General features: G+C 70.4%; 15 protein-coding genes. 8 read left to right on the top strand and 7 right to left on the bottom strand.

Annotation, left to right across the window (positions count from 1 at the left end; genetic code table 11):
* Positions 1–12 precede the first annotated feature (12 nt).
* The 4 genes from ACIOC1_RS30485 (at position 13) to ACIOC1_RS30470 (ending at position 4,692) form a co-directional block, all read left to right on the top strand.
* Entirely contained in the window at positions 13–2,559 is a 2,547-nt protein-coding gene (locus tag ACIOC1_RS30485; protein ID WP_401857144.1) for a DUF4118 domain-containing protein, read from the top strand.
* Positions 2,560–2,615: 56 nt separating this feature from the next.
* A complete protein-coding gene (locus ACIOC1_RS30480; protein ID WP_401857173.1) occupies positions 2,616–3,299 on the top strand; it encodes a response regulator in 684 nt (227 codons plus the stop codon).
* Positions 3,300–3,417: 118 nt separating this feature from the next.
* Positions 3,418–3,816 carry an OB-fold nucleic acid binding domain-containing protein gene (locus ACIOC1_RS30475; RefSeq protein WP_188282613.1) on the top strand — a complete coding sequence of 133 codons (399 nt, stop codon included), beginning with the start codon at positions 3,418–3,420 and terminating at the stop codon, positions 3,814–3,816.
* A gap of 114 nt (positions 3,817–3,930) precedes the next feature.
* Positions 3,931–4,692 carry a DUF3159 domain-containing protein gene (locus tag ACIOC1_RS30470; RefSeq protein WP_401857171.1) on the top strand — a complete coding sequence of 254 codons (762 nt, stop codon included), beginning with the start codon at positions 3,931–3,933 and terminating at the stop codon, positions 4,690–4,692.
* A 211-nt stretch (positions 4,693–4,903) separates the two neighbouring features.
* Here ACIOC1_RS30470 and ACIOC1_RS30465 read toward each other — a convergent pair whose 3' ends face one another.
* The gene (locus ACIOC1_RS30465; protein ID WP_355338506.1) at positions 4,904–5,587 is read right to left on the bottom strand and encodes a TrkA family potassium uptake protein; all 684 of its coding nucleotides are present in this window, start codon (positions 5,585–5,587) and stop codon (positions 4,904–4,906) included.
* The gene (locus ACIOC1_RS30460) at positions 5,587–6,252 is read right to left on the bottom strand and encodes a TrkA family potassium uptake protein (RefSeq protein WP_355338509.1); all 666 of its coding nucleotides are present in this window, start codon (positions 6,250–6,252) and stop codon (positions 5,587–5,589) included. Before ACIOC1_RS30460 ends, ACIOC1_RS30465 begins: the two co-directional genes overlap by 1 nt.
* A 245-nt stretch (positions 6,253–6,497) precedes the next feature.
* On the opposite strand from ACIOC1_RS30460, the gene ACIOC1_RS30455 reads away from it, so the two are divergent.
* Entirely contained in the window at positions 6,498–8,561 is a 2,064-nt protein-coding gene (locus ACIOC1_RS30455) for an APC family permease (RefSeq protein WP_355338512.1), read from the top strand.
* 168 nt (positions 8,562–8,729) lie between these two features.
* Positions 8,730–10,067, top strand: a complete 1,338-nt coding sequence (locus ACIOC1_RS30450) for a class I SAM-dependent RNA methyltransferase (RefSeq protein WP_401857140.1) — start codon at positions 8,730–8,732, stop codon at positions 10,065–10,067.
* A 174-nt stretch (positions 10,068–10,241) separates the two neighbouring features.
* Here the strand turns inward: ACIOC1_RS30450 and ACIOC1_RS30445 are convergent, their stop codons facing one another.
* The 5 genes from ACIOC1_RS30445 to ACIOC1_RS30425 all read right to left on the bottom strand — a co-directional run bounded on the left by ACIOC1_RS30445 (position 10,242) and on the right by ACIOC1_RS30425 (position 17,244).
* The gene (locus tag ACIOC1_RS30445; protein WP_391048870.1) at positions 10,242–10,958 is read right to left on the bottom strand and encodes an FCD domain-containing protein; all 717 of its coding nucleotides are present in this window, start codon (positions 10,956–10,958) and stop codon (positions 10,242–10,244) included.
* A gap of 148 nt (positions 10,959–11,106) precedes the next feature.
* On the bottom strand, positions 11,107–13,875 hold the full coding sequence (locus tag ACIOC1_RS30440) for a fibronectin type III domain-containing protein (protein ID WP_401857138.1): 2,769 nt from the start codon (positions 13,873–13,875) through the stop codon (positions 11,107–11,109).
* Positions 13,876–13,927: 52 nt separating this feature from the next.
* On the bottom strand, positions 13,928–14,854 hold the full coding sequence (locus tag ACIOC1_RS30435; RefSeq protein ID WP_355338524.1) for a carbohydrate ABC transporter permease: 927 nt from the start codon (positions 14,852–14,854) through the stop codon (positions 13,928–13,930).
* Positions 14,854–15,747 carry a sugar ABC transporter permease gene (locus ACIOC1_RS30430; RefSeq protein WP_355338527.1) on the bottom strand — a complete coding sequence of 298 codons (894 nt, stop codon included), beginning with the start codon at positions 15,745–15,747 and terminating at the stop codon, positions 14,854–14,856. Before ACIOC1_RS30430 ends, ACIOC1_RS30435 begins: the two co-directional genes overlap by 1 nt.
* A gap of 186 nt (positions 15,748–15,933) precedes the next feature.
* A complete protein-coding gene (locus ACIOC1_RS30425; RefSeq protein WP_401857135.1) occupies positions 15,934–17,244 on the bottom strand; it encodes an extracellular solute-binding protein in 1,311 nt (436 codons plus the stop codon).
* Positions 17,245–17,427: 183 nt separating this feature from the next.
* Between ACIOC1_RS30425 and ACIOC1_RS30420 the strand changes: the two genes are divergently transcribed.
* Positions 17,428–18,168, top strand: coding sequence for a GntR family transcriptional regulator (locus tag ACIOC1_RS30420; protein ID WP_355338533.1), 741 nt, complete (start codon positions 17,428–17,430; stop codon positions 18,166–18,168).
* 115 nt (positions 18,169–18,283) lie between these two features.
* Positions 18,284–19,018, top strand: a complete 735-nt coding sequence (locus ACIOC1_RS30415; protein WP_391048861.1) for an SDR family oxidoreductase — start codon at positions 18,284–18,286, stop codon at positions 19,016–19,018.
* The last annotated feature ends 17 nt before the right edge of the window (positions 19,019–19,035 follow it).

Genomic DNA, 19,035 nt, shown 5'->3' with positions numbered 1-19,035 from the left:
GACGATGGAGACATGGCACGCGGGAAGCTGCGCATTTATCTGGGGGCGGCACCTGGTGTGGGGAAGACCTACGCCATGTTGTCGGAGGCGCATCGGCGTGCGGAGCGCGGTACGGACGTGGTGGTCGGGTACGTGGAGCACCACAGGAGGCCGCGGACCGAGGTGATGCTGGCGGGCCTGGAGGAGATCCGGCGCAAGGAGATCGACTACCGGGGGACCGTGTTCACGGAGATGGACGTGGACGCGGTGCTGGAGCGGGCGCCCGAGGTGGTGCTGGTCGACGAGCTGGCGCACACCAATGTGCCGGGGTCGCGGAACGCGAAGCGGTGGCAGGACGTCGAGGAGCTGCTGAAGGCCGGGATCCACGTCGTCTCGAACGTCAACATCCAGCACCTGGAGTCACTCGGTGACGTGGTGGAGTCCATCACCGGGGTGAAGCAGCGCGAGACGGTGCCGGACGAGGTGGTGCGCAGGGCCGACCAGATAGAGCTGGTCGACATGTCGCCCCAGGCGCTGCGCCGCCGGATGGCGCACGGCAACATCTACGCCCCCGACCGGGTCGACGCGGCGCTGTCCAACTACTTCCGCCCCGGCAATCTGACCGCGCTGCGCGAGCTGGCGCTGCTGTGGACCGCGGACCGGGTCGACGAATACCTCCAGCAGTACCGGGCCGACCACCGGATATCGGCCGCGTGGCAGGCCAGGGAGCGGATCGTGGTCGGCCTGACCGGCGGCCCCGAGGGCCGCACGCTGCTGCGCCGGGCGGCCAGGATGGCCGCCAAGGGCTCGGGCAGCGAGATCCTGGCCGTGCACATCGTGCGCAGCGACGGCCTGGTGTCCGGCTCGGCCAAGGAACTGGCCGTCCAGCGGGCCCTGGTCGAGGACCTGGGCGGATCCTTCCACCACGTCATCGGCGACGACGTGCCGGACGCGCTGCTGGACTTCGCGCGCGGCGTCGACGCCACCCAGATCGTGCTCGGCACGAGCCGCCGCAAGGCGTGGCAGTACGTGTTCGGGCCGGGCGTCGGCAGCACCGTGGCCCGCGACTCCGGCGACATCGACGTCCACATCGTCACCCACGAGCACGCCGCCAAGGGCCGCGGGCTGCCCTCCGCGCGGGGCGCGAAACTCGGCCGCTCCAGGGTCGTGGCGGGCTGGCTGACCGGCGTCGCGGGCCCCGTACTGCTCGCGGTGCTGCTCACCCGCTGGCACCCCGGCATGAGCCAGGCCACCGAGATGCTGGTCTTCCTGACCATGACGGTCGCCGCGGCCCTGATCGGCGGACTGCTGCCCGCGCTGGCCGCGGCCCTGGTCGGCTCGCTGCTGCTCAACTACTACTTCACGCCGCCGACGCACTCCTTCACCATCGCCCAGCCAGAGAACATCATCGCCATCGCGATCTTCATCGTCGTCGGCGCCGCCGTCGCCTCCGTGGTGGACCTGGCCGCCCGCCGCACCCAGCAGGCCGCGCGGCTGCGCGCGGAGGCCGAGATCCTGTCGTACCTGGCGGGCAGCGTCCTGCGCGGCGAGAGCTCGCTCGAAGCGCTGCTGGAACGGGTCAGGGAGACCTTCGGCATGGACGCCGTGGTGCTGCTGGAACGGGACGACGAGCACGCGGCCTGGCACTGCGCCGCGAGCGTCGGCAGCACCCCCTGCGTACGGCCCGAGGACGCCGACGTGGAGGTGCCCGTCAACGACCGGCTCACCCTCGCGCTCACCGGCCGCGTCCTGCCCGCCTCCGACCGCCGCGTGCTGTCGGCGTTCGCCGCGCAGGCCGCCGTGGTGCTGGACCGCAAGCGGCTGACCGACGAGGCGGCCAAAGCCAGGGAGCTTGCCGAGGGCAACCGGATACGTACGGCCCTGCTGGCCGCCGTCTCGCACGACCTGCGCACCCCGCTCGCCGGGATCAAGGCGTCGGTGTCCTCGCTGCGCTCCGCGGACGTCGCCTGGTCGGCGGAGGACGAGGCGGAACTGCTGGCCGGGATCGAGGACGGCGCCGACCGCCTGGACCACCTGGTGGGCAACCTCCTGGACATGTCACGGCTCCAGACCGGCACCGTCTCCCCGCTGATCCGCGAACTCGACCTGGACGAGGTGGTGCCGATGGCGCTCGGCGGCGTCCCCGAGCAGAGCGTCGCCCTCGACATCCCCGAAACGCTCCCGATGGTCGCCGTCGACCCCGGCCTGCTGGAGCGCAGCGTCGCCAACGTCGTCGAGAACGCCGTCAAGTACAGCCCGGAGGACGAGAAGGTGCTGGTCGCCGCCAGCGCGCTCGGCCACCGCGTCGAACTGCGCGTGGTCGACCGCGGCCCCGGCGTCCCCGAGAGCGCCAGGGACCACATCTTCGAGCCGTTCCAGCGGTACGGGGACGCGCCGCGCGGCAACGGCGTCGGCCTCGGCCTCGCGGTGGCGCGCGGCTTCGTCGAGGCGATGGGCGGGACACTGGTCGCCGAGGACACACCCGGCGGCGGCCTCACGATGGTGCTGACGCTGCCCGCCGCGCACGGGGCCCCCGCAGCGCCCGGCGTTCCCGACCGGCCCGCCACGGCCGTCTCATGACCGAACAAAAGAGCGCACAGAAGATCGAACAGAAGAGCGAACAGAAGAGGACGCACATGTACCGGGTGCTCGTGGTGGACGACGAGCCGCAGATCGTCCGCGCCCTCGTCATCAATCTGCGGGCCCGCGCCTACGAGGTCGACGCCGCGCACGACGGCGCCACCGCGCTGCGGGTCGCCGCCGCCCGCCACCCCGACGTGGTCGTCCTCGACCTCGGGCTGCCCGACATGGACGGCGTCGAGGTGATCCGCGGCCTGCGCGGCTGGACCCGCGTGCCGATCATCGTGCTGTCCGCCCGGCAGGCGTCCGACGAGAAGGTGGAGGCGCTGGACGCGGGCGCCGACGACTACGTCACCAAGCCGTTCGGCATGGACGAGCTGCTGGCCCGGCTGCGCGCCGCGGTCCGCCGCGCCGCGCCCACCGGACCCGACGACGACGCCGCCGTCATCGAGACCGAGTCCTTCACCGTCGACCTGGCGGCGAAGAAGGTCAACAGGGACGGCGCGGACGTACGCCTCACCCCGACCGAGTGGCACCTGCTGGAGGTGCTGGTACGCAGCCCCGGCCGGCTGGTCAGCCAGAAGCAGCTCCTCCAGGAGGTCTGGGGGCCCGCCTACGGCACCGAGAGCAACTACCTGCGGGTCTACATGGCGCAGCTGCGCCGCAAGCTGGAGGCCGACCCGGCCCGCCCCCGGCACTTCATCACCGAACCGGGCATGGGGTACCGCTTCGAGCAGTGACCGGGCTTCCGGTGGCGACCCGGTCCGGCAGTGACCCGGTCCGGCAGTGACCCGGCTCTCCCGGAGCCGCCCCTTCGGGGCAATGACCGGGCTCTGACTGGCCGGTACCCTGGGGAATATGAGTGGTGCCATCCGTTCGGACCGACCCGCGGGACGTTTCCGCCGCATGCTCGACCGCCTGTCCTCCTCGCAGGAGGAGCTGCACTCCGAGGAGCTGCAGAAGGACGCCCTGGCCGTCGGCTGCACGAGGATCTGCGACTGCTCCGACCGCCAGATAGTGTCCGTCACCGGTACGCTGCGTACGGTCACCCTCCGTCCCCGGGCCGGTGTGCCCGCGCTGGAGGCGGAACTCTTCGACGGGTCCGCCGCGCTGGACGTGGTCTGGCTCGGCCGCCGCAGTATCAGCGGTATCGAACCCGGCCGTCGGATCATCGCCTCCGGCCGGATCTCCATGAACCGGGGTCGTCCGGTGCTGTTCAACCCCAAGTACGAACTGCGTCCGGTCGGACAGGAGTAACAGGTGGCGTCGATCGACAACACGGATCAGACGGTCCGCGCGGATTCCCGGCCGCCCGGCGGGAGCACGGACGGTACAGGGACCGACGAGGTCACCGGCGAGGCCGCGGGCGGGATCACCGACGAGTCGCGGGCGGTCACCGAGGCCGCACTCTTCGACGCCTTCGGCGGGCTGCGCGGCATGGTGGAGACCACCGTGCCCGGCCTGGTCTTCGTCGCGATCTACACGGTCAACAAGGACCTCAAGAGCTCGGCCATCGCCGCCCTCGCGCTGTCGGTGCTGATGGGCGTGGCGCGGCTGGCCCGCAAGGACACCCTCAAGCACGCCTTCAGCGGGGTCTTCGGCGTCGCCTTCGGCGCGGTCTTCGCCATGATGTCGGGCAACGCGAAGAACTTCTATCTGCCCGGCATGCTCTACACGCTCGGCCTGGCCGTCGCGTATCTGGTCTCCGCCGCCGCGGGCTTCCCGCTGCTCGGCCTGATCCTCGGGCCGATCTTCAAGGAGAACCTGTCCTGGCGGAAGCGGAATCCCGGACGGCTGCGCGCGTACACCAAGGCGAGCTGGGCCTGGGGCCTGATCCTGCTGGCCAAGTCGGCGATCCTCTTCCCGCTGTACTGGTGGGGCAACGCGACGCAGCTCGGCTGGGTCAAGGTCGCGCTCGGCATCCCGCCGTTCCTGCTGTCGGTGTACCTGACCTGGATCTTCCTGGTGAAGGCGCCGCCGCCGATCGACGTGATCGCGGAGATGGAGGCGGCCGAGGCCGCGGAGAAGGCCGAAAAAGCCGAAAAAGCCGAAAAGGGCGGAACGGCAGAAAACGCGGAAAAGGCCGAGCGGACGGGCACGACGGGGAAGTCCGCCAAGCACGCCAGGCCCTGAGCCGCGCGTCCGTACGGCATGCGAAAAGGGGGCGGGGGGGGCCCCCCCGGGGGGGGGGGGGGCCCCCCCCCGGGGGGGGGGGGGGGGGGGGCGGCGGGGCCCCGGGGGCGGGCCCGGCCCCCCCCCCCCCCCCCGCCCCCCCCCCGGGGGGGGGCCCCGCCCCCCGGGGGGCCCGGCCCCCGCCCCCTTTTCGCGGGTCGTCAAGGAGCGACTACTCCGTGGCGGTGCCGCCGTCGCCCTGGAGCGACAGCAGATCCTCCAACTGCTCCTCCCGGTGCGGCGCGGCCACGAACAGCAGCTCGTCACCGGCCTCCAACGCGTCGTCCTTGGACGGCGTCAGCACCCGGTTGCCGCGGATGATCGTGACCAGTGAGGTGTCCTGCGGCCACTCCACGTCGCCGACCCTGGTGCCGACCAGCGCGGCCTCCTCCGGCAGCGTCAGCTCCACCAGATTCGCGTCGCCCTGGCTGAAGCGCAGCAGCCGTACGAGATCGCCGACGCTCACGGCCTCCTCGACCAGCGCCGACATCAGCCGCGGGGTGGAGACGGCCACGTCCACGCCCCACGACTCGTTGAACAGCCATTCGTTCTTGGGGTTGTTGACCCGGGCGACCACCCGGGGGACCCCGTACTCGGTCTTCGCCAGCAGCGAGACCACCAGATTGACCTTGTCGTCACCGGTGGCGGCGATGACCACGTTGCAGCGCTGGAGCGCGGCCTCGTCCAGCGAGGTGATCTCGCAGGCGTCGGCCAGCAGCCACTCCGCCTGCGGGACCCGCTCCACGGAGATGGAGGTGGGGTTCTTGTCGACGAGCAGCACCTCGTGCCCGTTCTCCAGCAGCTCGCCGGCGATGGACCGGCCGACGGCCCCCGCCCCGGCAATGGCGACCCTCATCAGCGCGCCTCCTCGGGACCCTTGGCGAATGCCGCCTCGACCTCGGCGACCCCGTCGGTCCGCATCATCACGTGCACCAGGTCGCCCTCCTGGAGGACGGTCTGGGACGTCGGCACCATCGCCTCGCCCAGCCTGGTGAGGAACGCCACACGGACGCCGGTCTCCTCCTGGAGCGTGCTGATCTTGTGCCCGATCCACGCGACCGACGTGTGCACCTCGGCGAGCTGTACGCCGCCGCTCGGGTCGCGCCACAGCGGCTCGGCACCGGACGGCAGCAGCCGCCGCATCATCTGGTCGGACGTCCACCGCACGGTGGCCACGGTGGGGATGCCCAGGCGCTGGTACACCTCGGCACGGCGCGGGTCGTAGATCCGGGCCGCCACGTTCTCGATGCCGAACATCTCACGGGCCACCCGGGCCGCGATGATGTTGGAGTTGTCGCCGCTGCTGACCGCCGCGAAGGCTCCCGCCTCCTCGATTCCGGCTTCGCGCAGCGTGTCCTGGTCGAACCCGACTCCGGTCACCCGGCGCCCGCCGAACCCGGAGCCCAGGCGGCGGAAGGCCGTCGGGTCCTGGTCGATCACCGCGACCGTATGACCTTGCTGTTCGAGGGAGTGCGCGAGAGTGGAGCCCACTCGCCCGCATCCCATAATCACGACGTGCACGACCGTCCTTCCGGCTGTCAAACGTTTGTGGCCGGGCTCTTGTGGAGCCCCGCGGAGCACTGTTGGTCAGCACAAGCGTCTCAGACCGCGGCCAAAGCTACACACGCGTGCGGCGGGCGAGAAGGTTGCGCCGACCGGACGCACAACTTCCCCACCGAAGCCGTACCCCGCCCGTCACCAAGTCCCCCACAGTCCTTAGGGCAGTGGGGGGAGCGCCCGTATTGACGATCCCTTAACATCGCGGGGTGTCCAAACTGACCGACCTGCCGAAACGGATCCTGATCGGCCGGGCGCTACGCAGCGACAAGCTGGGGGAAACGCTCCTCCCCAAGCGGCTCGCGCTACCCGTCTTCGCCTCCGACCCGTTGTCCTCCGTCGCGTACGCGCCGGGCGAGGTCCTGCTCGTCCTGTCCATCGCGGGGGCCTCGGCCTACCACTTCAGCCCGTGGATCGCCGTCGCGGTCGTCGTGCTCATGTTCACAGTGGTGGCCTCCTACCGGCAGAACGTCCACGCCTACCCCTCCGGCGGCGGCGACTACGAGGTCGCCACCACCAACCTGGGGCCCAAGGCCGGACTCACCGTCGCCAGCGCGCTGCTCGTCGACTACGTCCTGACCGTCGCCGTCTCCGTCGCCTCCGGAATCGAGAACCTCGGTTCCGCCGTCCCCTTCTTCGCCGACCACAAGGTGCTCGGCGCGGTCGGCATGATCTTCCTGCTGATGGTCATGAACCTTCGCGGGGTGCGCGAGTCCGGGAGCATCTTCGCCATCCCGACCTACGCGTTCGTCGTCGGCGTCTTCTGCATGATCGCCTGGGGCACCTTCAAGATCGCCACCGGACATGACATGCAGGCGCCCACCGCGCACTACACCATCCACGCCGAGACCTCGGGCATCGGCGGCTTCGCGCTGATCTTCCTGCTGCTGCGCGCCTTCTCCTCCGGCTGCGCCGCGCTCACCGGCGTCGAGGCGATCAGCAACGGCGTCCCGGCGTTCAAGAAGCCCAAGTCCAAGAACGCCGCGACCACGCTCGCCGCGATGGGCCTGCTGGCCGTCACCATGTTCTGCGGCATCATCGCGCTGGCCATGAACACCAAGGTGCACATGGCCTCCAACCCGGCGACCGACCTGCTGAACAACGGCGTCCCGGTCGGCTCCGGCTATACGCAGGACCCGGTGATCGCGCAGGTCGCCGAGGCGGTCTTCGGCCACAATTCGATCCCGTTCATCTTCCTGGCCGCCGTCACCGCGCTCGTGCTCTTCCTCGCGGCGAACACCGCGTACAACGGCTTCCCGGTCCTCGGCTCGATCCTCGCCCAGGACCGCTACCTGCCGCGCCAGCTCCACACCCGCGGCGACCGGCTCGCCTTCTCCAACGGCATCGTGCTGCTCGCGGGCTTCGCCGCCGTCCTCGTCTACATCTACGGCGCGGACTCCACCCGGCTGATCCAGCTCTACATCGTCGGCGTCTTCGTCTCCTTCACGCTCAGCCAGACCGGCATGGTCCGGCACTGGAACCGGCACCTGCGCACCGAGACCGACCCTGCCAAGCGCCGCCACATGCACCGCTCCCGCGCCATCAACACCTTCGGCGCCTTCCTCACCGGCCTGGTGCTCGTCATCGTGCTGCTGACGAAGTTCACCCACGGCGCCTGGGTCGCGGTGCTCGGCATGATCGCCTTCTACGCGCTGATGACCGCGATCCGCGGCCACTACACGCGGGTCGCGGACGAGATCGCCGCCGAGGACGAGCCGGGCGACGACTACGTGCGCCCGTCGCGCGTGCACTCCATCGTGCTGGTCTCCAAACTGCACAAGCCCACCCTGCGGGCCCTGTCCTACGCCAAGCTGATGCGCTCCGACACCCTGGAGGCGCTCAGCATCAACGTCGACCCCGACGACACCAAGGCGCTCCAGACCGAATGGCAGCGCCGCGGCATCGACGTACCGCTGAAGGTCCTCGACTCGCCGTACCGCGAGATCACCCGGCCGATCATCGAGTACGTACGGGGCCTGCGCCGCAGCAGTCCGCGCGATGTGGTCAGCATCTACATCCCGGAGTACGTGGTCGGCCACTGGTACGAGCACGTGCTGCACAACCAGAGCGCGCTGCGGCTCAAGGGGCGGCTGCTGTTCACCCCCGGTGTGATGGTCACCTCGGTGCCCTGGCAACTGGAGTCCTCCGAGGTCGCCAAGGCGCGTGCCAGGCGCCGCGCGGACTGGAACGCGCCCGGTGCGATCCGCCGCGGTCCGGTCGGTCCGCCGCGCCGCGACAGGGAGCACACCGGCAACGGCGGACGCCAGAAGTGACGCCCGGCCCGCGGCCCCGGTCCCGGCCGGGACCGGGGCCGCGGGCCGGGACCGGGATTCCGGCCGGGCGCGGGCACGTAGACTGGAGGGCTTGTCCCCTCGGACACCCCGGCACGCGCGGGGCCCGTCCCCGCGCACCCCACCTTGAAGCTCAGGAGCACCGCCCCCATGCAGACCGAATCCGCACCGTCACTGGTCGGCCAGGAGTACGAGGTCGAGGTCGGCCAGGTGGCGCACGGCGGCCACTGCGTCGCGCGCACCGACGCCGGGCAGGTGCTCTTCGTCCGGCACGCGCTGCCCGGCGAGCGGGTCGTCGCGCGGGTCACGGAGGGCGAGGAGGGCGCGCGGTTCATCCGGGCCGACGCCGTGAAGGTGCTGACCGCGTCCAAGGACCGGGTCGAGCCGCCGTGCCCCTTCTCCGGGCCCGGCCGCTGCGGCGGGTGCGACTGGCAGCACGCGGCGCCGGGCGCGCAGCGCCGCCTCAAGGCGACGGTCGTCGCGGAACAGCTCGAACGGCTCGCCGGGCTCACCCCGGAGCAGGCCGGCTGGGACGGCACCGTGATGCCCGCCCCCGGCGACAAGGTCGCCAAGGGCGAGGTGCCCGCGTGGCGGACCCGCGTGCAGTACGCGGTGGACGCCGAGGGCCGCGCCGGACTGCGCAAGCACCGCTCCCACGAGGTCGAGGTGGTCGACCACTGCCTGATCGCCGCCCCCGGCGTCAGCGACCTCGGCGTCGAGGACCGTACGTGGCCGCAGATCGCCACCGTCGAGGCCATCGCTGCCACCGGTTCGAACGACCGTCAGGTGATCCTCACCCCGCGCCCCGGCGGGCGGCTGCCGATCGTCGAGCTGGACCAGCCGGTGTCGGTGCAGCGGATCGGCGAACGCGACCACGCCGTGCACCGCGTCCACGGCCGCCCCTTCGTCCGTGAGCGCGCCGCGGGCCGCACCTGGCGCGTCGGCGACGGCGGCTTCTGGCAGGTCCACCCGAAGGCCGCCGACCTGCTGGTGGAGGCCGTCATGCAGGGCCTGATGCCGCGCAAGGGCGACATGGCGCTCGACCTCTACTGCGGGGTCGGCCTCTTCGCGGGCGCGCTGGCCGAACGCGTCGGCGACCAGGGCGCCGTCCTCGGCATCGAGTCGGGCAAGCGCGCCGTCGAGGACGCCCGGCACAATCTCCAGGACTTCGACCGCGTCCGCATCGAGCACGGCAAGGTCGAGCAGGTCCTGCCCAAGACGCGGATCGACGAGGCCGACCTCATCGTCCTCGACCCGCCGCGCGCGGGCGCGGGCAAGCAGACCGTCCGCCGGCTCGCCGCCCTCGGCGCCCGCCGCATCGCCTACGTGGCCTGCGACCCCGCCGCCCTCGCCCGCGACCTCTCCTACTTCGCCGAAGCCGGCTACCGCCCCACCACCCTGCGGGCCTTCGACCTCTTCCCGGTCACCCACCACGTGGAGTGCGTCGCGATCCTCGTGCCGGAGAAGCCGGAGAAGAAGGACGCCTGACGCCGGAATGACGCGCGGGGCATCCGGCTCGCCCTGGTCGCCACGGCCGCCGAACACGAGCGGCTGATGGACCGGCTGTCCGAAGTGCTCCGCCCCGACCCGGACCACGAGGGCCCCTGCCCGGTCCCCTGGGCGATGCACAGCATCAACGAGGACGCCCTCCCGCTCCGACAGTCAGTCCGTGAAGTAGTCGGGGTACTGCTCGCGCAGGGCGACGCCGTAGCGGCGGACGCGGCTCACGTGGTCGCTGAGCAGGCGACGGCCGCCGGTGACGTCGGCGGCTTCGAGGGCGTCGACGATGGCCGTGTGCTCGGCGACCAGGGCGCGGACGGTGTCGGGGTCGGGGAGGCTGAGGCGGCGCAGCCGGTCGAGCTGGAGCTTCATCGGCTGCATGACGGTCCAGACGCCGTGGTAGCCGCTGATCACGAAGATCTGCTCGTGCAGGGCCTCGTCGGCGTCGAAGAATCCGGCGAGGTCCTGTTCCGCCTCGCAGCGGACCTGTTCCGCCAGCAGGGCGCGGCATACGCCCAGGCGGCGGTCCGGAGCGGCGCACGCGACGGCGAAGGCGGAGATCTCCAGACTTTCGCGGACGAACCGCGCTTCCTCGACGTCGCGCAGGCTGATCTTCGCCACGGTGGTGCCGACTTGGGGGATGACGGTCACCAGTCCGTTGTCCACCAGGCGGGCGATGGCCTCGCGCACCGGGGTCCTGCTCACCTGGAGCCTGGCCGACAGGTCGGTCTCGGACAGCGAGGCGCCGGGCGCGATGCGCAACGTCCTGATCGCCGAGACCAGCTCTTCGTAGACGCGGTCGGAGGTGCGGGCGCGACCGCGGACGACCGGACGCAGCGGGGAGCCGCCGCCGCGCGCTTCCGCTGGGGGGCTGTTCAACGATCGTTCCACCCTCGTAAGATTTTCGGGCCAAACTCCTCGTCAGGATATCGGGATTCGTCCGTCGGGCAGCGGGTCCCGCGCACACCGCGGCCGGCCGGGTCCCGCGACCCGGCCGGCCGTGTGTCTCATCGACGCGACGCGGCGGTCAGCGCTTCGCGCTCTGCGTGCCGGGCGTCACCGTCCACTGGTCGAAGTCGTACGCGACCGACTCGTCGCCGACGGTCGCGGTGAACGTCGAGCCGAGCTTGTCCTGCTGGAGCCACGGCGTGTCGAACAGCTTGAAGCTGTCGTAACCGATCGCCTGGCCGTTGATCAGGTGGGTCGCGCCGGGCGCCTGGGACGCCTTGTCGTAGGTGAGGTCGAGGTCGTCCCCGGCCAGGCTGTGGTAGACGACGCGCGGGGTGGCGTCGTTCACGTGGCTGGTGTCCAGGCCGGTCTGCGTGGTCAGCGCCGTCGCGAAGGCGTCGAGGCCGGCGTACGCGGAGGCGTCGGCCGTCTCCAGCACCCACGCGTTGGTGTCGGCCTGGCTGCGCAGGATGTCGTAGGTGTAGCCGAGCGTCGCGGTCGGGTGGATCTGCGTCGTCGTCTTCACCTTGTTCGACGGGTCGTTGGGCGTCTGGTGGTACCAGGTGCCGGGCTTCGCCAGCTTGAACGCGAAGTACATCGGGCCGGTGCTGACGACCGTCCAGCCGTCCACCTGCTTGCGCTCCACGATCGAACCGTTGTCGGGGAACATCGCGTTGATGTAGTTCGACGTCTGGTCACCCGACGACTTGTAGATGCCCAGCGCCGTCGGACCGTCCTGCATCACCCGGTGGTTGTCGGGCTGGTCGTACGACCCGATCTGCGCGGTGCCCTGGTCGAGCGAGATCCGGAACAGCGGATTCGCCGCGTTGGACTGCCAGCGCAGCACCATCGGCATGTCCTCGATCCAGTTGTCGACCCTGCGGTACTGCGTCTCGGTGGCCAGTCCCCAGGTGGGCCGCACATAGCTGGTGCGGTAGACGTCCATCGCGTTGCCGCCGGAGTTCTGCAGATTCGACTTGTACGCGCTGTACGACTTGTCGGTCATCTGACCGATCTTCACCGCGAGCGGCGGCGGCGTGTAGGACGTGCCGGACCAGGCCAGCATGCCCACGTACTCCAGGTCGGGCCGGTACGCCGACGGCGCGGTGTTGTCCGACTCGCCCACGCCCTGCTGCGCCCGGTGCTCCCCGAAGTACGTCCAGGCGAGCGTCGTGTGGTCCGCGGACCGCCAGGTCGGGTCGTTGGCGGAGGCCAGGTCGCCCTTGGCGCGGCTCTCCGACGAGATCAGGTAGCCGTTGTCCCAGTCGTTCGCCCACTCGAACCACATGACGTCCATGGCCATCTTGACCTCGGAGCGCAACTGCTGGTCGTCGGACCACTGGTAGATCGCGTTCAGACCGACATACGTCATGATCGTGTACTCGGGGCTCTCGTACTCGGCCCAGCCGCGCCGCACCCCGGCCTTGACCATCTCCTCGATGTTGGCCTTGCTGCTCGCCTTGAGCGCCGCCCCGGAGCTGCCGTTGAGGTCGGCCACGTCCGGGAAGTACTGCCCGACCAGATAGCCGGTGACGTACGTGCTCATCCGCAGGTTCTCGGTCTGCGGGAGCTTCTGGTAGCCGTACTTGGCGAAGTACGCGCGCACGTCCTGGAGCATCGCGGGGCTGAACTGGTCACCCGCCATCAGGTACGTGTACATCTTCGCCATGATCTTGTACTGCTCGTAGTCGTAGCCCTGGTAGAGCTTGTCCAGCTTGCCGAGGTTGGCCGCCACGTTCTGGTGGTCCACCAACTGCGCGGTGTACTGCGCCACGTTGATGGGGCCGTCCTCCTCCTTCATGGCCTTCGTCCGGTCCCACAGCCACTGCGTCCGGGTCTGCTGGGTGCCGGGGAACGGGGCGGGAGCCGCGGGTACGTACGTGGCGGTCGTGACGTGCACGGGGGCGCTCAGCGCGCTGACGTGGCCGAACGCGTCCTTCGCGCGCACCGCGAAGTCGTAACCCGTGCTCGGCATCAGGCCGGTGACGACCGCGGAGGTGCTGGAGCCGCTGACCGAGGAGGCCAGGTAGCCGTCGCGGTAGATGTCGTAGCCGCTGACCCCGGTGTCGTCGGTCGAGGCGTTCCACAGCAGCGGGACGCTGTCCGAGGAGGCCGTCCCGGCGTGCAGGGAGGTCGGCGTGGTGGGCGGCGCGCTGTCGGACACCGCGCCGGCGTCGTACACACCGACGTTGTCGACGTCGATCGCCTCGTCGGTGCCGCCGGTGTCGACGCGTACCTGGAAGCCGAGTTCGACGGTCGTCACGAGCCGCTGGCCGCCGTTGGGCACCACGGTGAAGCGGTACTCGGGGATGTCGCTGTCGTCGACCGTCGCCAGGGCGCCCGACGTGCTCTTGTACGCGGCGGTGCCGGTCAGGCTCACGGCCGGTACGGCGAACCGCGGCACCAGGACGTTGTCGGCGTTGCCGAACTGGATCTCCGCGTAGATGTCCTTGGCGACGGGCTTGCTGCTGGCCGCGGCGCGCTTGAGGTCGAACTTCAGGACGAACTGCTCGGCCGGGCTGCCGACCGGCGCCCCGTAGACGGCGTTGACGCGGCTCACCAGCGAGCCGGTGGAGAACCGGTGGTAGAAGTAGCTGGCGAGGTTGGTCCCCTGGGAGGCGTCGCGCAGTTCGAGCGCGTTGTTCCCGCCGACGCTCACGATCTGCTGGCTGCCCCCGCCCGAGGCGGTGGACATGGTCAGCGGACTGGTGCCGCTGTCCATCGTGGTGTCCATGTCCGCCGCGAGCAGGTTGACCTGTGGGTCGTCGGCGGCGACGGCACCTTGGGACGGTGCCGCGAGGAGCACGATGACGCACGCGGACGCCATGGCTCCGTACAGGACTCTCATTGATCATCCTTTCGTTGGCACTGGCTGACTTGCCGACCGTTGAACCGACCGGCTACTTGACCGACCCCGCGACCAGGCCCTTGCTCCAGAAGGACTGCAAGGACACGAACATGGCGACGACGGGCACGACCGAGAGCAGCGCGCCCGTGACGACGGTCGCGTAACCGATCGGATAGCCCTGCATCTCACGCCAGCCGACGAGCCCCACGGTCACGGGCTGGAGAGATCTGTCGGCGAGCATGAGCGAGGGGAGCAGGAAGTTCGTCCAGATCGCGACGAACTGGAACAGGAAGATCGTCACCATCGCGGGCGCCATGATCCGCATCCCCATCACGAAGATGCGGAACTCGCCCGCCCCGTCGATCCGTCCGGCCTCGATCAGCGCGTCCGGGATCGACGACGCGGCGTAGATCCGGCTCAGATACACGCCGAAGGGGCTGACGATGCTGGGGATGAACACCGACCAGAAGGTGTTGATCACGCCGGTGTGGCTGAAGAGCAGATACAGCGGGACGGCGAGTACGGGGGCGGGCAGCAGGACGGCGGCGAGCACCGTGCCGAAGACCGCCTCACGGCCGGGGAAGGGGAACTTCGCCAGCGCGTAGCCGCACATCGTGGCCAGCAGCGTGGAGACGACGCCGCCGCCGACCGCGTACAGCAGCGAGTTCAGCAACCAGCGGGAGTAGATGCCGCCCTGGGCCTCGAACAGCGTCTGGACGTTGTCCCAGAGGGCGAAGTGCGCGCCGAACCAGAAGCCGTTGCCGGAGAAGAGCTCCCCGCTGCCCTTGGTGGCGGAGACGATCAGCCACCACACCGGGAGCAGGAAGTAGAGGGCGAACAGGCCCATGACGGCCAGCACGAACATCCGCGAGGCCGGGTTCACGGTCGTCAGCGGGCTTCCCGAGGCGCGCTTGGGCCCCGGTCGCGGCTTCGGGGGAGCCGGCGTGGCGGGCGCGGGTGATTCCACGGTGGCGGTCATCAGTCGGTCCTCTTGGCCGACGCGCGGAAGACGGCGACGGAGAGCACACAGATCAGCGCACCGAGCACCACCGACTGCGTGGCCGCGTAGTTGAAGTTGTTGGAGGAGACCGACCGCAGCGTGGCCATGATCGGCGTGTAGGTGGAGGACAGGTTCGGCGCCACGGACTTCATGGTCGCGGGCTCGTTGTAGAGCTGGAACGTGCCGATGATCGAGAAGACCAGGGTCATCAGCAGGGCGGGGCGGATCTGCGGGACCTTGATCAGCCACGCGGCCCGCCACCCCGTGCAGCCGTCCATCGCGGCGGCCTCCATGGTCTCCTCGGGGATCGCCTGGAGCGCCGCGTACAGCAGGATCGTGTTGTAGCCGGTCCACGCCCAGGTGAGTATGTTCGCGATCGAGAACGGCAGCGCGGCGTCGGTGACGAAGCTGGCGTGGACGCCGATCGAGTCGAGCGCGCGGGTGATCGGGCTCAGCGACGGCGCGTACAGGAACGACCAGACCAGTCCCGCGATCACACCGGGCAGCCCGTAGGGGACGAAGTAGGCGAGCCGGAAGAACCGGCCGCCCTTGATCGCCGCGGAGTCCAGGAGAAGGGCGAGTACGAGCGCGATGCCGAGCATCACCGGCACCTGGATCACGCCGATGAACGCCACCCGTCCCAGCGAGGCGAGGAAGTCCGCGTCGTGGAACACCTCGACGTAGTTGTCGAAGCCCGCGAAGACGGTCTTCGAGCCGCCGAGCCCGAGGCCGGAGCGCTTCACCGAGAACAGGCTCTGCTCCAGTGAGTACGCGGTGGGGATCAGGTAGACGACGACGAAGAGCAGGAGGAAGGGCAGGACGAACGGCGCGGCCCGGCGGAGCTCGCGTAGTCGGCGCCGTTGAGTCGTCACGGAGGACACGGTCACCTTCTCTCTGAAGGAACGTGGGTGCTGGGGGACTTGTCGGGGCGAGGGCGAGGGCGAGGGCGAGTCGGGGGCGGCGGCGGGGGCGAGGGCAGGGCAGGGCAGGGCAGGGGCGGGGCGGCGGCGGGGGCGGCGGATTCGCGGCCCCCGCGCGGCCCTTCTTCCTGGCCCCGGCTAATTGACCGAGAAGCCCTGGGACTTCAGCGCCTTGAGCGTGTCCTTCTGGGCGTTGCCGAGCGCGTTCTCGTACGTGGCCTTCTTCGTGTGCACCTTGCCGAGGCCGTCACCGAGCGTCGTGGCCGAGATCGACATGATCGGCCCCCACATCCAGCCGGAGTTGACCTTGGCCGACTCGGTGCGGAACAACTGGTAGACGGGCTGGCCGCCGTAGTAGCTCTGCGGGGCGTCCAGCGCGGGGTTGGTGAGCCCGGACTTGGACGCGGGCAGGATGGCCGCGGAGGCGATGAGGTTCGACACCGACTCCTTGTCCGTCGACATCCAGGTGGCGAATTCGGTCGCCTCCTTCGGGTGCGAGCAGTCCTTCATCACGGCCGTGGCCGATCCGCCGGAGTTCCCGACCGTGTCCGTACCGGCCCATCGGGGCATCGGCGCGACGGCCCATTTGCCCGCGGAGCCCGAGGCGTTGTCCCGGATCAGGGACGCCGACCAGACGGGACCGACCTCGGCCCAGACCGTCCCCTTGCTCCACGCGGAGTACAGCGCCGCGTCGAAGGCGGGGTACGAGGCGAGCAGCCCCTTGTCGTACAGGCCCTGCCAGTAGTCGCCGACCTTGCGGTTGGCGGCGCTGTCGAATGACACGGACCACGCGTCGTTCTTCACCCCGAACCAGGGAGCGCCGCCCTGCCACGCGAACCCGGCGTAGAGGTAGGGGTCGGTGGGCAGGTTCATGATCCGCGACGCCGGGTCTGCGGCCTTCACCGCGGCGGCGGCGGCCGTGAACTCGTCCCAGGTCTTGGGCAGCGCGATGTGCGCCTTCTTGAACAGGTCGGCCCGGTAGAACATCGCCATCGGCGCGGTGTCCACCGGTACGCCGTACGCCTTGCCGTCGACGCCGACGTTGCCCCACACCCAGTCGGGGAACTCGCTCCTGCCGTCCTTGACGTACGTGCTGACGTCCTGGAGCACGCCCGCCGCGAGGAAGCTGGAGAACGTCTCGTACCCGACCTGGGCCAGACAGGGCGCCTTGCCCGCCTTGGCGGCGGTGAGCATCTTGTCGTAGCCGCCGGCGCCGCCGTTGGTGATGGCCTCGTACTTCACGTGGACGTCGGGGTGCGTCTTGTTCCAGAGCGCGACGGACTTCTCGTAGCCCGCGGCCCAGCCCCAGAAAGTGATGTCCGCCGGGCCGCCGGTGTCCGCCTTGGCGCTGCCGCTGCCGCTGCCGCTGCCGTTGCCGCCGCCGCATCCGGTCAGCGCGAGGCTGAGCGCGGCGAGGACCGCGGCGGTGGTGAGTCTTGCCCTGCGCATGATCATGGCGACCTCTCGGTTTGCTGCTGTACAGCGCGGTTCGTGTCTTCGTGCCGTGGTGATGGGGGGCGTTGGCGGGGGCGATGAGGGGGCGATGGGGGAGCGGACATACCGCCGCGGACGACACCGGGTAGGCGACCGGGATACTTGCATACAAGAATACTGGCATGCAAGGATTCGGACGTGAATCCTCCCCGACCAGCACGCATCCAGGAGCAGGCACCCCCCGGCCCCGCCGGAGGGCTGTCGCCGATCACCCGGGACCGCACGCGGAACCGCGCCTCCGACCACGTCTACGACGAGTTGGTCTCCGCGATCCGCAGACTGCGGCTCGCCCCCGGCTCCTCCCTGTCGGAGACGGACATCGCGGAACGGCTGCACGTCAGCCGTACGCCCGTCCGGGAGGCCATCGCCCGGCTCGCCGACACCGGCCTCGTCCACGTCGTGCCGCAGGTCGGCACGCAGGTCGGGTTGATCCGGCTACGCGACGTCGAGGAAGCGCGCTTCGTCCGCGAGAGCCTGGAGGTCTCGGCCTTCGAGGCGGCCTGCGGCAATCCGGCACTGGACGTCGGCATCCTCCGTGACCTGCTCGAACAGCAGGAGCACGCCTACCGCACCGCCGACTACGACACGTTCTTCCAGGCCGACGAGGCCCTGCACAGTGCGATCTTCACCCTCAGCGGCCACCCCGGCGCCTGGCAGGTCGTCCAGCGGATGAAGCTGCAACTCGACAGAGTGCGTCGGCTCGCCCAACCCGACACCGCCACGATGCGTGACCTGATCGACGAACACCGGCTGATCGTCGACGCGTTGGAGTCCCGCGACATCGCGGGCGGGCGCGCCCTGATCAGCCGTCACGCCAGACGCGCGCTCGAACGCGTGCCAGGGCTGCGCGCGCAGTATCCGCACTACTTCACGGCGTGACCCCGCGCGGCGGCGTACGACCGGGCGGGGCAGCGTCGTACGACGCCCAATAACGCGCACGACCGTGCATGACAGCCAGGTGCACCGAATCACCGCGACGAAAGGACAACCCCACGTGAACAGGTTCGCCGGACGGACGGTTCTCGTCACAGGCGCCGGTTCCGGCATCGGCCGCGAGATGACGCGCCAGTTCGTGGCGGAGGGGGCGACCGTCTACGCGGCGGACCTCGACCCCGCCGACGTGCCCGACGGCGGCATCCCGCTCACCGTCGACGTCACCGACCCCGACTCGTTCGCCGCGGCCGTCTCCCGGGCGGTGTCGGAGACCGGCGCGCTGCACGTGCTCTGCAACAACGCGGGCCTGGCCTCCAGCACCGACACCCTGGCGTGCAGCGTCGAGGAGTGGGACGCGACCTTCGCGGTCAACACCCGCGGGGTGTTCCTCGGCACCAAACTCGCCCTGCCGCACATGCTCGCCCAGGGCGACGGCGCCATCGTCAACACCGCCTCCGCCGCCGGACTCGTCGGACTGAAGGACCGCGCCGCGTACTGCGCCAGCAAAGGCGCCGTGATCGCCTACAGCCGCCAGGTCGCCGTGCAGTACGCGGGCACCGGCGTGCGCTGCAACTCCGTCTGCCCCGGCACCGTCGACTCCCCGTGGGTGGGCCGCCTGCTCGCCGCGGCCGACGACCCCGGGCAGGCCCGCGCCCAACTCGTCGCCCGGCAGCCGATGGGCCGCCTCGGCACCCCGGCCGAGGTCGCCGCCGCCGCCCTCTACCTCGCCTCCGACGCCGCCGCGTTCATCACCGGCACCGAGCTGGTCATCGACGGCGGGCTGCTCGCCGGCTGACCATCCCTACCACCGAA

The sequence above is a fragment of the Streptomyces sp. NPDC088197 genome, assembly GCF_044741185.1.
Lineage (GTDB): Bacteria > Actinomycetota > Actinomycetes > Streptomycetales > Streptomycetaceae > Actinacidiphila.
The sequence above is the reverse complement of the archived record's forward strand: the minus strand, read 5'-3'. Positions and strand labels throughout refer to the sequence as shown.

Bases quoted from the DNA above. Each gene is read 5' to 3' on its own strand.
- ACIOC1_RS30485 (WP_401857144.1), top strand. From the start codon at position 13: ATGGCACGCGGGAAGCTGCGCATTTATCTGGGGGCGGCACCTGGTGTG.
- ACIOC1_RS30480 (WP_401857173.1), top strand. From the start codon at position 2,616: ATGTACCGGGTGCTCGTGGTGGACGACGAGCCGCAGATCGTCCGCGCC.
- ACIOC1_RS30450 (WP_401857140.1), top strand. From the start codon at position 8,730: ATGCAGACCGAATCCGCACCGTCACTGGTCGGCCAGGAGTACGAGGTC.
- ACIOC1_RS30440 (WP_401857138.1), bottom strand. From the start codon at position 13,875: ATGAGAGTCCTGTACGGAGCCATGGCGTCCGCGTGCGTCATCGTGCTC.
- ACIOC1_RS30465 (WP_355338506.1), bottom strand. From the start codon at position 5,587: ATGAGGGTCGCCATTGCCGGGGCGGGGGCCGTCGGCCGGTCCATCGCC.
- ACIOC1_RS30435 (WP_355338524.1), bottom strand. From the start codon at position 14,854: ATGACCGCCACCGTGGAATCACCCGCGCCCGCCACGCCGGCTCCCCCG.
- ACIOC1_RS30475 (WP_188282613.1), top strand. From the start codon at position 3,418: ATGAGTGGTGCCATCCGTTCGGACCGACCCGCGGGACGTTTCCGCCGC.
- ACIOC1_RS30425 (WP_401857135.1), bottom strand. From the start codon at position 17,244: ATGCGCAGGGCAAGACTCACCACCGCCGCGGTCCTCGCCGCGCTCAGC.